Source organism: Sphingomonas sp. NFR04 (assembly GCF_900114095.1).
In the GTDB taxonomy this organism is placed as follows: Bacteria; Pseudomonadota; Alphaproteobacteria; order Sphingomonadales; family Sphingomonadaceae; genus Sphingomonas.
In genome coordinates this window covers 171,648-185,428 of record NZ_FORV01000007.1, presented here as the reverse complement: position 1 = coordinate 185,428, position 13,781 = coordinate 171,648, and the positions used below count along the sequence as shown (strand labels likewise).

The following is a 13,781-nucleotide window of genomic DNA, read 5'->3' as shown; positions in this document are numbered from 1 at the left end:
CCTTTGCAATGCACAAAGGCCAGAGGCTCGTTGCATATGAGCGCAACCGTCCACCGCCTGGGCTCGCGAACCCAGCCTTCGCTCGATCCGATCATGGCGCTGGTCGCCCAGGACATGAACCTGGTGAACGCGGTGATCCTCGATCGCATGCAGTCCGAGATCCCGCTGATTCCCGAACTCGCCGGCCATCTGATCGCCGGCGGCGGCAAGCGGATGCGGCCGATGCTGACGCTCGCCAGCGCCCGCCTGCTCGGCTATGCGGGTACGCGCCACCACAAGCTGGCCGCCGCCGTGGAGTTCATCCACACCGCGACGTTGCTCCATGACGACGTGGTCGACAGTTCGGACCTGCGCCGCGGCCGCCGCACCGCCAACATCATCTGGGGCAATCCCGCCAGCGTGCTGGTCGGCGATTTCCTGTTTAGCCGATCCTTCGAGCTGATGGTCGAGGCGGAGAGCCTCAAGGCGCTCCACATCCTGTCGAACGCCAGCGCGGTGATCGCGGAAGGGGAAGTGAACCAGCTCACCGCGGTGCGCCGGATCGACCTGTCCGAGGATCGCTATCTCGACATCATCGGCGCCAAGACCGCCGCGCTGTTCGCCGCCGCCTGCCGTGTATCCGCGGTGGTGGCCGAGCGTCCCGAAGCGGAGGAGCTGGCGCTCGACGCTTATGGCCGCAACCTGGGCATCGCTTTCCAGCTGGTCGACGACGCGATCGATTACGTCTCGGACGCATCGACCATGGGCAAGGATGCCGGCGATGACTTCCGCGAAGGCAAGATGACGCTGCCGGTGATCCTGGCATACGCGCGCGGCAACGAGGCGGAACGCGGCTTCTGGAAGGAAGCGATTTCGGGCCGTCGCATCGCGGACGAGGATTTCGCCGAGGCGATCCGGCTGGTGCAGAGCTGCCGCGCGGTGGACGATACGCTGGCGCGTGCCCGCCATTACGGCCAGCGCGCGATCGATGCGCTGGGCGGCTTCCGCGCCTGCGAAGCCAAGGACGCGATGGTGGAAGCCGTGGAATTCGCGGTGGCGCGCGCCTACTGACGCGCGCCGACCGGAATCATTCTTCGGTCGACTTCTCTTCGCCGTCATCCTCGTCGACTTCGAGCGCGTCTTCCTCGTCCATGTCGAGCACCTCTTCGATGCCTTCGACGATCAGGTCGAGCTGCTCGTAGCTCGCCGTCATTTCGATGGTCTCACCGTCCTCGTCCTCGAGGTGGAGGGTGTAATCGCCGTCGCTGTCCGGGGTGATGGTGAACTGGGAAAGGATTCGTGCCATGTCGCGCTCCTCTGGCGGTGAGTCCGCCTAACCACGCTTGTCCCGATTGGTTGCAGCCCGATGACGCCCTCCCTGCCGATCCACGCTGTTTTGCCGGCGCTGCTCGACGCGCTGCGGGGAGCGAGCAACGCGGTGCTGGTCGCGCCGCCGGGGGCGGGCAAGACCACGGCGGTCGCGCCGGCGCTGCTCGGCGAGGCCTGGTGCACCGGCGAAATCCTGCTGCTCTCGCCGCGCAGGCTCGCGGCGCGGGCGGCGGCGGAGCGGATGGCGGCGCTGGCGGGCGAGGGTGTCGGCAAGACCTTCGGCTATGCCACGCGGATGGACAGCAAGCGCTCGGCGGCGACGCGGGTGACGGTCGTGACCGAAGGCATCTTCGTCAACCGCATCCAGGCCGATCCCGAGCTGGCGGGCGTCTCGGCGGTGCTGTTCGACGAAGTGCATGAGCGCAGCCTCGACAGCGATTTCGGCCTGGCGCTGGCGCTCGACGCGCAGGGGGCGCTGCGGCCCGACCTGCGGCTGGTCGCGATGTCGGCGACGCTCGACGGCAGCCGCTTCTCCGGGCTGATGGGCGACGCGCCGGTGGTGGAGAGCGAAGGGCGCAGCTATCCGCTGACGCTGCGCCATCTCGGTCGCGCGGCGGAAGCGCGGATCGAGGACAGCGTCGCGGGCGCGGTGCGGCAGGCGCTGCGCGAGGAGGCGGGGGGTATCCTTGCCTTCCTGCCCGGCGTGGCGGAGATCGAGCGGACGGCGGAGCGGCTGGGCGACATCGGCGGCGCGGTGCTGCACCGGCTGCACGGCAGCCTCGATCCCGCCGCCCAGCGCGCGGCGATCGCCCCCGATCCGGAGGGGCGGCGCAAGATCGTGCTGGCGACCTCGATCGCCGAGACCTCGCTGACGCTCGACGGCATCCGGGTGGTGGTCGATTCGGGACTGGCGCGGCGGCCGCGCTATGATCGTGCGGCGGGGATGACGCGGCTGGTCACCGAGCGTGCCAGCCAGGCGGCGGTGACCCAGCGCGCGGGGCGCGCGGCGCGGCAGGGGCCGGGGAGCGCCTATCGCCTGTGGGAAGAGGCGGCGACCGCGGGACTGCCGCGCTTCGACCCGCCGGAGATCCTCGAGGCCGATCTGTCGGCGCTGATGCTTGACTGTGCGCTGTGGGGCGTGACCGATCCCCGCCAGCTCGCCTGGCTCGATCCGCCGCCCGAGGCTGCGATCGCCGAGGCGCGGACGCGGCTGGGGGCGCTGGAGGCGATCGATAGCGATGGCCGCCCGACCGAGCACGGCAAGGCAATCGCCCGCCTGCCGCTGCCGCCGCGGCTGGGGCATATGCTGGTGCGCGCGAGCGAGCGCGGCATGGCGCGGACGGCGGCGGAGGTGGCGGTGCTGCTCGGCGAGCGGGGGCTGGGCGGCAATGATGCCGATCTGGAACTGCGCCTGCGTCGGTGGAAGGGCGAACGCGGCCAGCGGGCGGAGAATGGGCGCAGGCTGGCCGAGCGGTGGAGCAAGCTCGTCCTTCCGCGCGGGATAATCGCTCCCCTCCCGCTTGCGGGAGGGGCTGGGGGTGGGCCCTCGCTCTCCACACGGGATTCTGGCGCGGCGGCCGGGGGCCCACCCCCCAGCCCCCTCCCGCACGCGGGAGGGGGAGCGCAGGGAGAAGACGTCGCGCTCTGCGTCGCGCTCGCCTTCCCGGACCGGGTGGCGAAGCGCCGCGACGGATCCGGCGAGACCTGGGCCTCGGTGGGCGGGCGCGGGTTCAAGCTCGACCCCACCTCGCCGCTCGCCCGCGCCGAGTGGCTCGCCGTGGCGGAGACGCAGGGCATGGCCGCCGGCGCGCGTATCCTTTCCGCCGCGTCGATCGACGCCGCCGCGGTCGAATCGCTGTTCGCCGACCGTATCGAGACCCGCCGCACCGTCAGCTTCGATCCCGCCACCGGCCGGATCGAGGCGCTCCGCGAACGCCGGCTCGGCGCCGTCCGCCTCTCCGGCGGCAGCGATTCGGCCGCAATCCCGGCGGAGATTGAATCAGCGCTGCTCGAAGGCGTGCGGACCCATGGCTTGCACCTGCTCCCCTGGTCCGACACCGCGCAGGCGCTCCGCACCCGCGCCGCCTATGCCGGCATCGACGCGCTGAGCGACGAGGCGCTGCTCGCCACGCTCGACGACTGGCTGCCCGCCGCGCTGGCGGGCAAGCGGCGGCTCGACGCGGTGGCGCCCGAATCGCTCACCCAGGCGCTGCAGAACCTGCTCGGCTGGGACGGGCAGAAGACGCTCGACCGACTCGCGCCCGCGCGCTTCGAAACCCCCGCCGGCTCCTCCCACGCGATCGATTATGCCGCCGAGGCCGGCCCCACCGTGGAGGTCCGCGTCCAGGCGCTGTTTGGCCTCGCCGAGCATCCGGTGATCGGGGGCGATGTGCCGCTCGTGCTCAGCCTCACCTCGCCCGCGGGCAGGCCGATTCAGACCACGCGCGACCTGCCCGGTTTCTGGAAGGGCAGCTGGGCGGCGGTCGCCAAGGAAATGCGCGGCCGCTATCCCCGCCATCCCTGGCCCGAGGACCCGGCGGCGGCCTCCGCAACGCTACGGACGAAAAACGCTGATGCAAGGGCGCGCGGGGCGCGCTAAAGGATGGCCCCATGAAGTCCGCTCGCATCTATCAGCGCGTCAAGAACGCGATGCAGTCCGGCCGCGCCCGGACCGACAATTGGGTCCTCGAGTTCGAGCCGCACACGCCGCAGCGGCCCGACCCGCTGACCGGCTGGGCCGGCGGCGGCGAGACCGCGAACCAGGTCCGCATTGCCTTCCCGACGCTGGAAGCGGCGAAGGAATATGCCGAGCGCGAGGGCTATGCCTATCACGTCGTGCCGGCGCCGCAGCGCAAGCTCAAGCTGCAGGCCTACGCCGACAATTTCCGCTGATCGCTGCTGCTTCCTCCGCCCGGCGGGGGAAGCGAACGCCTGAAGGCACGGGCAGGGGGCCGGCGCTTACGCCAGCCCTTCCACCATTTCCGCCAGCTCCAGCCAGCGCATCTCGGCGGCGTCCTTCTCCTCGCGGAGCCTGGCGATGCCCTCGCTCAGCTTGGCGAACTTCGCCGGGTCCTTGGTGTAGAGCGCCGGATCGGCCATTGCCGCCTCGTCGCGGGCGATCGTCTGGTCGATCTCCTCGATGCGCTTGGGCAGCAGCTCGTAATCGCGCTGGTCCTTGTAGCTGAGCTTGGTGCGCGCCTTGGGGGCTTCCACCGCCGGCGCAGCGGCCGCCGGCTTGCTCGCCTTCTTCGCCTCGTTCCGGGGACGGCGCTTGGCCTCCCAATCGGCATAGCCGCCGACCACCACGTCCACCGTGCCGCTGCCGTCGAGCCCGAGCGTCACCGTGACGGTGCGGTCGAGGAAGTCGCGGTCGTGGCTGACGATCAGCACCGTGCCGGCATAATCGGCAATCACTTCCTGGAGCAGGTCGAGCGTCTCGAGGTCGAGATCGTTGGTCGGCTCGTCGAGCACCAGCAGGTTGGATGGCCGGGCGAATTCGCGCGCGAGCAGCAGGCGCGAACGCTCGCCGCCCGAGAGCGTGCCTATCCGCGCCTCGGCGATGCTGGGATCGAACAGGAATTCCTTGAGATAGCCGTGGACGTGCTTGCGCGCGCCCTGCACGTCGATCCAGTCGCCGCCGTCCGCCAGCACGTCGCGGACGCGCTTGTCGGGCGCCATCAGGCTGCGCTGCTGGTCGATGATGATCGCATCCAGCGTCTGCGACAGCTTCACCGTGCCTTCGTCGGGCTCCAGCTCGCCGGTCAGCATCTTGAGCAGCGTCGACTTGCCCGCGCCGTTCGATCCGACGATGCCGATCCGGTCGCCCTTGGTGACGCGGAAGGTCAGGTCCTTGATGATCGTCCGCTCGCCGAAGCGCTTGGTGACGTGCTTGGCGTCGATCACCACCTTGGTCTGGTTGCCGTCCGCGGCGGTGGCAAGCGCGGCGGTGCCCTGCGGGCCCTGCATCGCGGCGCGCTCCGCGCGCATGTCCTTGAGCTTGGCGAGACGGCCCTGGTTGCGGCGGCGGCGGCCGGTAACGCCGCGCTGGAGCCAATGCTCCTCGATCTTCAGCTTGGCGTCGAGCCGCTGGGCGTTGCGCTCCTCCTCGGCATAGACCTGCTCGGTCCACGCCTCGAACCCGCCGAAGCCGATCTCGGCGCGGCGGATGGAACCGCGATCGAGCCACAGCGTCTGGCGGGTCAGGCGGGTGAGGAAGGTACGATCGTGGCTGATGACGACGAAGGCGCCCTTGTAGCGCGTCAGCCAGTCTTCCAGCCATTCGATCGCGCCGAGATCGAGATGGTTGGTCGGCTCGTCGAGCAGCAGCACGTCGGGATCCTGCGCCAGCGCGCGAGCGATGGCGGCGCGGCGCCGCTCGCCGCCCGAAGCGGTGGCCGCCTCGCGCGACAGGTCGATGCCGAGCTGGTCGGCGATCGCCTCCGCCTCGTGCTGGGCCGGGGCATCGTCGCCGGAGAGGACATAGTCCATCAGCGTGGTGCAGCCGAGCATCCGCGGTTCCTGCTCCAGCAGGATCACGCGGGTGCCGGGCACGATCGTGCGGCGGCCCTCGTCGCTGTCGATCGCGCCGGCGATCAGCTTGAGCAGCGTCGTCTTGCCCGCACCGTTGCGGCCGATCAGCGCGAGCCGATCGCGCTCGCCGACATGCAGGTCGAGATTGCGGAAAAGCCAGCCGGATCCCTGAACGAGACCCAGCCCTTCATAGGAAAGCACCGGAGCAGCCATGGTGCAGCACCTAGGAGGCGTCGCGCCTCCCCGCAAGCGGCGAGGCATGGGGTGCGGCGATGCACCAATGCCACAATTGCCGAACCGCGGCTGTCGTTCATGTTCAGGGGCTATTCAATGCCCGGACCCTATGCCATTCCCATGCCGATGTTGGTCAAACCCGTTCTGATCGCGTGTCTTGCGAGCCTCGCGCTCACGAGCCCGGTCATCGCGCGCCCGATCGGCGCCGAGCAGGATGACGGCCAGCGTGCGGCGCGCGAGCGGCGGCTTCGCGGCCAGAATCTGCCCGCGCGCGAGATCGAGCGGCGGGTGATACCCCGCATGCCGGGCGCGCAATATCTCGGGTTCGACTATGATCCCGAGCACGACGTTTACACGCTCAAGTTCCTGCGCAATGGATCGGTGATCTGGGTGGAGGTGGACGGCCATACCGGCCAGATCCTCCGGCGCATGGGCAGCTAGAGCAGCATAGAAAAGGACGGGACAGCGAATGCGACTTCTGATCGTCGAGGACGAACCCAATCTCGGGATCCAGCTGCGCACCGCGCTCGAGGGCGCGGGCTATGCCGTCGACCTCGCGACCGATGGCGAGGAAGGCCATTTCCTCGGTTCGACCGAGCAATATGACGCGATCATCCTCGACCTCGGCCTGCCCGAGATCGACGGGCTGACCGTGCTCGATCGCTGGCGCAAGGAAGGCCGCACCATGCCGGTGCTGGTGCTCACCGCGCGCGACAGCTGGTCGGACAAGGTCGCGGGTCTCGATGCGGGTGCCGACGATTATGTCGCCAAGCCGTTCCAGACCGAGGAGCTGATCGCCCGCCTGCGCGCGCTGATCCGCCGCGCCTCGGGCAACGCCTCGGCCGAGCTGACCGCAGGCGATATCCGGCTCGACACCCGATCGGGCAAGGTCACCAAGGCGGGCGAGCCGGTGAAGCTGACCGCGCAGGAATACAAGCTGCTCAGCTACCTGCTTCACCACAAGGGCAAGGTGGTCAGCCGCACCGAGCTGATCGAGCATATCTACGACCAGGATTTCGATCGCGATTCGAACACGATCGAAGTGTTCGTGACGCGCATCCGCAAGAAGCTGGGCGCCGACGTGATCACCACCATTCGCGGTCTCGGCTACAGCCTCGACGAAGCCAGCTTCACCTGAGGCCGGGCGGGTGGACGCGACGCTGATCTCCGGCGAGGAACAAGACGCCGCGCCCATGCCCGCCGAGGTCGATCCGCGCGAGCGCCGGCCGGTGCGCGTCACCGGCTCGGTCAGCCGGCGCATGCTGCTGGTGGCGACGGCGTGGATCCTGCTGCTGCTCGTCGGCGGCGGCTATGCGCTCGATCGGGTGCTGACCTCCGCGATCACCCGCAATTTCGACGACCAGCTCGACTATCTCGTCTCGTCGATGATCGTCTCGGCCGAACTGGGCTCGAACGGCGAGGTGGTGCTCAATCGTGAGCTTGCCGACCAGCGCTTCCTCGAGCCCAATTCGGGGGCCTATTGGCAGATCAGCGGTCAAGGGTTCGAGCCCTTCTACTCGCGTTCGCTCTGGGACCGGCGCCTCAAGGTCGATCAGGTCCACAATGATCGCGAGATGCACTTCTACGACAGCAACCAGTTCCCGGACCAGAAGCTGCGGATTGCCGAGCGCGACCTGAAGCTTCCGGGATCGCCGGTCCGCTGGCGCTTCCAGGTGGCGGAGAGCCGCGACGTGCTGGACGCACAGATCGCCACCGTGCGCCGCACGCTGGTGCGCAGCTTCGCGCTGCTCGGCCTGGGACTGGTGGCGATGGCGGCGCTGCAGACCTGGTACGGCCTCCGCCCCCTGCGCAAGGTGCGGCGCGAGATCGCCAGCCTGCGCGCGGGGCGCACCCAGCGCGTCGGCGGCCCAATGCCGGCCGAGGTCGGGCCGATGGTCGACGAACTGAACGCCTTGGTCGAGCATAACGACCGCCAGGCCGAGGAGGCGCGGCGCCATGCCGGGAACCTCGCCCATGCGCTCAAGACGCCGCTGAGTGTGATCATGAACGCCGCCGCCGCCGGGCAAGAGGACCTACCCGATACCGTGATCCGCGAGGCGCGGACGATGCGGCGGCAGATCGACCACCACCTTGCCCGCGCCCGCGCCGTCGGCCGCCGCGGCAGCGCGCACAGCCGCGCCGAGGTATGGCCGTCGATCGAGGCGGTGGAGCGCGCGGTGGCGCGGCTCTACCCCAATGTCCGCATCGACGTGGACGGGGTGAAGGACGCGGTGGCGCATATCGAGCGGCAGGATCTCGACGAGATCCTCGGCAACCTCGTCGAGAACGCGGCCAAATATGGCGGCGGCAGCGTGTTCGTCACCGCGCGGCTCGAATCGGGGTTCGTCGAGATCCTGGTCGAGGATGACGGCATGGGAATCCCGGAAGCCGATCGCATCCGCATCTTCGATCGCGGCGTTCGGCTCGATACCGGCAAGCCCGGCACCGGCCTCGGCATGGCGATCGTCCGCGACGTCGCCGAGATCTATGGCGGCACCGTCAGCCTGGAGGAAAGCGAGGATCTGGGCGGCCTGCTCGTCCGCCTCCGCCTGCCCGCCGCCGGCTGATTTCGCCGCCGCAACATCGTGAAATTCCGCTGTGATGCACGCCGTTCATACGGCGATCGTTGGGCTGCGCCTGCGCGGCATTGCACCAAGAAAGTCGCGGCAGGGCAACGATTGCTTAACCCAAATGGTGTAAACTGTGGTGGGGAATGTTCCCCATTGGAGGGCAACCATGAGCAGTATCTCTGCACTTTCCACCGCCAGCACCGCGATGCCGTCGCCGCGCGACCGCATCAACGACCGGATTTCCGCTGCCGTCTCGTCGGGCGAGATCAGCGCCACCGACCAGAGCGCGCTGTCGACCGCGCTCGACTCGATCGATTCGAGTCTCGCCTCCGAGCGTAGCAGCGGCACCAAGCCGTCGGGCGACATGAAGGCGAAGATGGAGTCGCTGATCCAGGGACAGGTCGACAACGGCACGCTGACCGAGGACCAGGCGACCGAGCTGAAGAGCATGTTCGCCAAAGGCGCGGACGGCAAGCATAGTCCGCACGGCGCCCATGGCGGCAAGGGCCCGGAAGGCCCGCCGCCTGCGCAGGATGCGGACGCCGATACGGATACGGACACCGCCACAACTACCGCAGACGCCACGAGCGATGCGGTCTCGCAGTTCCTCAAGCAGCTGCGTGACCAGGCCGAGGACACGACCAGCTATTCGGCGTCGGGCGATACCAGCAAGAGCAGCAGCACCAAATCGACCGGTCTGGTCCTCGATACCCTGGCCTGACCGGCGAGGGGCGGCGCTGCGGGGGCATGCGCCGCCCCAATTCCTCAGGCAGGCTCGACCGCGCGCATCGCCTCCGCCGCGATCTCCAGGCTGCGCTTGCGCGCCTGGTGATCGAACATCGCGCTGGTGAGCATCAGTTCGTCGGCCTGGGTGCGTTCGATAAAGGCCTCGATCTCGCGCCGCACCTTGGCCGGACCGCCGATCGCCGAGGCCGACAGCACATGGTCGAGCACGGCATTGCCCTGCGTGCCCAGGCTCTCGCGATAGCCGCGCACCGGCGGCGGCAGCTGGATGCCGCGCCCGGTGGTGCGGATCGCGACGAAGGCCTGTTGCTGCGAGCTGGCAAGATATTCGGCCTCCTCATCGCTGTCGGCACCGAACACGTTGAAGCCCAGCATCACATGCGGCTTGGCCAGCGCCTCGGACGGGCGAAAGTTGCGGCGATAGACCGCGATCGCCTCGTCGAGCAGCCCCGGCGCGAAGTGCGAGGCGAAGGCATAGGGCAGGCCGAGCGCGGCGGCGAGCTGCGCGCCGAAGGTGCTGGAGCCGAGGATCCACAGCTTGACGTTCGCGCCCGCGCCCGGCGTTGCGCGAATGCCGGTGCGGCCATCATCGGCGAAATAGCTTTGCAGCTCCATCACGTCCTGCGGGAAGTCGTTGCCGTCGCTCTCGAGGTTGCGGCGGATCGCGGCCGATACCCGCTGGTCCGAACCCGGTGCGCGGCCCAGCCCCAAGTCGATGCGGCCGGGGAAGAGCGCGTCGAGCGTACCGAAGGCTTCGGCCACCTGCAGCGGCGAGTGGTTGGGCAGCATGATGCCGCCCGCGCCGATGCGGATCGTGCTGGTCGCCTGGCCGACATGCGCGATCACCACCGCGGTGGCGGCGCTGGCGATGCCCTCCATGCCGTGATGCTCCGCCATCCAGTAGCGCTGGAAGCCGAGCTTCTCGGCATGGGCGGCAAGGTCGGCGGCGTTGGCGAGCGCCTGGCCCACGGTGCCGCCTTGGACGACGGGCACCAGATCGAGCAGGGAATATGCGGTCATGGAAAGGATGTGGGGACGCCGGGGCAGCGTTGCCAGAGGCTTAACTCCCCTCCCGATTGCGGGAGGGGCAGGGGGAGGTTGAGTGAGGGAGGCAAGGGCTGGCGTTGAAGAAGGAATGCTGGGGCTAAGGACCACCTTTGCACCGTGTCGCCTGCTACCCTCTCACACCCTCCCCTAACCCCTCCCGCAAGCGGGAGGGGAATTTTCTCACTCCGCCGGCTGTACCTCGTCACCACCCGGCTTGTGGTCGATCGCGCCGTGCGGACCTGCCGGCCCGAGCACGCGGCTGCCGTCGTCGCCCGGCTTGTAGGTGAGCAGGCGCCGCGAGAGCCGCGGCCCCAGCCAGCCTTCTAAGCCCACCGCGAGGCTGAACAGCGCGGGCACGATCACCAGCGTGAGCAGAGTCGAGACGATCAGGCCGCCGATCACCACCACGCCCATCGGCGCGCGGAACGACGAGTCGCCGTTGAGCGACAGCGCGGTCGGCACCATGCCCGCGACCATCGCGATGGTGGTCATCACGATCGGCTGGGCGCGCTTGCGTCCGGCATCGACGATCGCCTCCATCTTGGACACGCCCTTCGCCATCTCCTCCAGCGCGAAGTCGACGAGCAGGATCGAGTTCTTGGCGACGATGCCGAACAGCATCAGCATGCCGATATAGACGGGCAGGCTCACCGGCATCCCCAGGATCGCCAGCATGATCAGCCCGCCCAGCGGCGCGTTGAGCAGCGAACCCATGTTGACGATCGGCGACACGAAGCGGCGGTAGAGCAGCACCATCACCGCGAAGACAAGGAAGATGCCCGAGGCCAGCGCGACGATGAAGTTCTGGATCATCTCGCCCTGCCACTTGGCCTGGCCCACGGTCATCTCGGCCACGCCCACCGGCAGTCGCTTCATCACGGGGAGGTTGTGGATCTCCTTCATCACGTCGCCCGAGACATAGGTCTTGCCCGTTGCCGGGTTCATCGCGAGGTCGGCCCCCACCACCAGGCGGCGCTGGAGGTTGAGCCGCTCGACCTTGGTCGGGCCCGCGGCGAAGCGGATGTCCGCCACCGACGAGAGCGGCACCGAGCCGCCGGACTGGGTCTGCACCCGCATGTCGCGGAGCGTGTCGAGGCGGGTGCGCGAGTCCTGGTCGATCGCGACGCGGATCGGGATCTGGCGATCCGACAGCGAGAATTTGGCGCTGTTCTGCTCGATATCGCCCAGCGTCGCGACGCGGATCGCGTTGGACAGCGCCGCCGTGGTCACGCCGAGATCGGCGGCGAGGTCGAGCCGCGGCGAGATCACGATCTCGGGCCGCTGCAGATCGCCCGAGATGCGCGGCGCGACGACGGACTTGAGGCCCTCCATCTGCTTCATCAGCGTCAGCGCGGTCTTGTTGAGCAGATCGGGATCCTCGCCGCCCAGCGTGATCGTCAGGTCACGCCCCGACGAGCCCCAGCCGAACTGCGAGCGGAAATTCACCCGCGCGTCGGGGATGGCGAGCAGCTTGGGCGCCAGGCGCTTCTCGAACTCGGTGCTGGTCTCGGTGCGCGCGGGCGTGTGCTTCTCAGCAAGCGTCGCGGTGACGCGGCCATTGCCCACCGAGGTGCGGGCATAGGTGTGCTGCACCGCCGGCTCGGTGCGCAGGATGCCCGCCACCTGCTGGACGACCCGATCGGTCTGCTCCAGCGTGGTGCCCGGCACCATCTCGATGGTCGCGGTCACCGTGTCCTCGTCCTGCGCGGGCTGGAAGGTCTGGGGCATGCCGACCAGCAAGCCGATCGTGCCGCCGAGCGACAGCACATAGGCGAGGATCGCCACCCAGCGGTGCATCAGCGTCCATTCGAGCAGCCGGACATAGACCCGCATCACCGGCCCGCCGCCATGTTCGACATGGCCGTGCGCCTTGAGGAAATAGGCCGCGATCATCGGCGTGAGCATGCGGGCAACGGCCAGCGACATCAGCACCGCGGCGACGACCGTGAGGCCGAAATTCTTGAAGAACTGGCCCGAGATGCCCGGCATCAGGCCCACCGGCAGGAACACCGCGACGATCGACATGGTGGTGGCGAGCACGGCGATGCCGATCTCGTCCGCCGCGTCGATCGAGGCCTGGTACGCCGATTTGCCCATCCGCATGTGACGGACGATGTTCTCGATCTCCACGATCGCGTCGTCGACCAGCACGCCAGCCACCAGGCTGAGCGCGAGCAGTGTCATCTGGTTGAGCGTGAAGCCCATCATGTCCATGAACCAGAAGCTGGGAATCGCCGAGAGCGGGATCGCCAGCGCCGAGATCACGGTCGCGCGCCAGTCGCGCAGGAAGAGGAACACGACGATGACGGCGAGCACCGCGCCTTCGATCATCGCCTCCATCGCGGAATCGAACTGCTCCTTGGCGTATTTGCTGTAGTTGTCGAGCAGCTCGAAATGGACCTTGGGATTGTTCTTCTCGAGCGCCTGCAGCTTCTTCTGCGTTTCCTCGTAGATGGTGACGTCCGAGGCGCCCTTGGCGCGCTGGATGTCGAACGAGATTACCGGATGGCCGTCATAGCGCGCGAAGTTGCGGCGCTCGGCATAGCCGTCCTTCACGGTGGCGATGTCGGCAAGGCGCACGGTGCGGCCGGTGCCGGTGGCGATCTGGGTCTGGCCCAGCGTATAGGCGTCCTTGGCGTTGCCGACGACGCGCAGCGACTGTTCGAAGCCCGAAATCTCGGCGCGGCCGCCCGCGGCGTTGAGGTTCACCTGGCGGAGCTGCTGGTTCACCTGGCTGGCGGTGAGGCCGAAGCTGGCGAGCTTCACCGGATCGAGTACGACGCTCACCTCGCGGTTGACGCCGCCGTTGCGCTGCACCGCCGCCATGCCGGAAATCGACAGCAGTTCCTTCGACACGCTGTTATCGATGTACCAGGAAAGCTGCTCGACCGTCATGTCGGTCGCGGTGACGGTGAAGCTGGCGATGTCGTTGCTGCTGGCGCTGTCGACGCGGCCGACCTGCGGTTCCAGAATGCCGTCGGGCAGGTTGCCGCGGATCTGCTGGATCGCGCTGCGCACGTCTTCCACCGCGCGGTCGATGGGTGTGCCGATCGCCAGCTGCACCACCGTCTGGCTGTTGCCTTCGGACACCGTCGAGTTGATCTCGTCGATGCCCTGCAGGCTGCGGACGGCGCTCTCGACCTTCTGGGTGATCTGCGTTTCCAGCTCGCTCGGCGCGGCGCCGGGCTGGCTGATCGAGATCCACACGATCGGGAAGTCGATATCCGGGCTGTTGTTCACGTCCATGCGCGAGAAGCTGACCAGCCCCGCGATGGTGAGGAACAGGAAGAGGACGATCGGCGGGACCGGGTTGCGGATGGCCCAGGCCGAGATGTTGCGAAAGCTCAT

At 68.5% G+C, this 13,781-nt stretch carries 11 protein-coding genes; 7 read left to right on the top strand and 4 right to left on the bottom strand.

Features of this window, described 5'->3' with window-relative positions; genetic code table 11:
- The first annotated feature begins 36 nt into the window (after nt 1-36).
- The gene (locus BM009_RS18565; protein ID WP_093298459.1) at nt 37-1,050 is read left to right on the top strand and encodes a polyprenyl synthetase family protein; all 1,014 of its coding nucleotides are present in this window, start codon (nt 37-39) and stop codon (nt 1,048-1,050) included.
- Nucleotides 1,051-1,066: 16 nt separating this feature from the next.
- Here the strand turns inward: BM009_RS18565 and BM009_RS18560 are convergent, their stop codons facing one another.
- The gene (locus BM009_RS18560; protein ID WP_093298457.1) at nt 1,067-1,285 is read right to left on the bottom strand and encodes a hypothetical protein; all 219 of its coding nucleotides are present in this window, start codon (nt 1,283-1,285) and stop codon (nt 1,067-1,069) included.
- Between the two features lie 60 nt (nt 1,286-1,345).
- Here BM009_RS18560 and hrpB point away from each other — a divergent pair, with 60 nt between their 5' ends.
- Both hrpB and BM009_RS18550 read left to right on the top strand, forming a co-directional pair.
- A complete protein-coding gene (gene hrpB, locus BM009_RS18555) occupies nt 1,346-3,907 on the top strand; it encodes an ATP-dependent helicase HrpB (protein ID WP_093298456.1) in 2,562 nt (853 codons plus the stop codon).
- 11 nt (nt 3,908-3,918) lie between these two features.
- Entirely contained in the window at nt 3,919-4,200 is a 282-nt protein-coding gene (locus BM009_RS18550; RefSeq protein WP_066721348.1) for an ETC complex I subunit, read from the top strand.
- A 66-nt stretch (nt 4,201-4,266) separates the two neighbouring features.
- On the opposite strand, the gene BM009_RS18545 is transcribed toward BM009_RS18550, so the two are convergent.
- Nucleotides 4,267-6,051 carry an ABC-F family ATP-binding cassette domain-containing protein gene (locus tag BM009_RS18545; protein ID WP_093298454.1) on the bottom strand — a complete coding sequence of 595 codons (1,785 nt, stop codon included), beginning with the start codon at nt 6,049-6,051 and terminating at the stop codon, nt 4,267-4,269.
- Nucleotides 6,052-6,168: 117 nt separating this feature from the next.
- Between BM009_RS18545 and BM009_RS18540 the strand changes: the two genes are divergently transcribed.
- The 4 genes from BM009_RS18540 (at nt 6,169) to BM009_RS18525 (ending at nt 9,363) form a co-directional block, all read left to right on the top strand.
- A complete protein-coding gene (locus BM009_RS18540) occupies nt 6,169-6,513 on the top strand; it encodes a hypothetical protein (protein WP_093298581.1) in 345 nt (114 codons plus the stop codon).
- 28 nt (nt 6,514-6,541) lie between these two features.
- Nucleotides 6,542-7,210 (top strand): response regulator transcription factor, encoded by a 669-nt coding sequence (locus BM009_RS18535; protein WP_064310484.1) that lies wholly within the window; start codon nt 6,542-6,544, stop codon nt 7,208-7,210.
- A gap of 55 nt (nt 7,211-7,265) precedes the next feature.
- Nucleotides 7,266-8,639: a sensor histidine kinase gene (locus BM009_RS18530; protein ID WP_093298579.1), complete on the top strand. Its 1,374-nt coding sequence runs from the start codon at nt 7,266-7,268 to the stop codon at nt 8,637-8,639.
- 169 nt (nt 8,640-8,808) lie between these two features.
- Nucleotides 8,809-9,363 (top strand): hypothetical protein, encoded by a 555-nt coding sequence (locus tag BM009_RS18525; protein ID WP_093298453.1) that lies wholly within the window; start codon nt 8,809-8,811, stop codon nt 9,361-9,363.
- A 44-nt stretch (nt 9,364-9,407) separates the two neighbouring features.
- Here the strand turns inward: BM009_RS18525 and BM009_RS18520 are convergent, their stop codons facing one another.
- Both BM009_RS18520 and BM009_RS18515 read right to left on the bottom strand, forming a co-directional pair.
- The gene (locus BM009_RS18520; RefSeq protein ID WP_093298451.1) at nt 9,408-10,406 is read right to left on the bottom strand and encodes an LLM class flavin-dependent oxidoreductase; all 999 of its coding nucleotides are present in this window, start codon (nt 10,404-10,406) and stop codon (nt 9,408-9,410) included.
- Between the two features lie 207 nt (nt 10,407-10,613).
- Entirely contained in the window at nt 10,614-13,781 is a 3,168-nt protein-coding gene (locus BM009_RS18515; RefSeq protein WP_093298450.1) for an efflux RND transporter permease subunit, read from the bottom strand.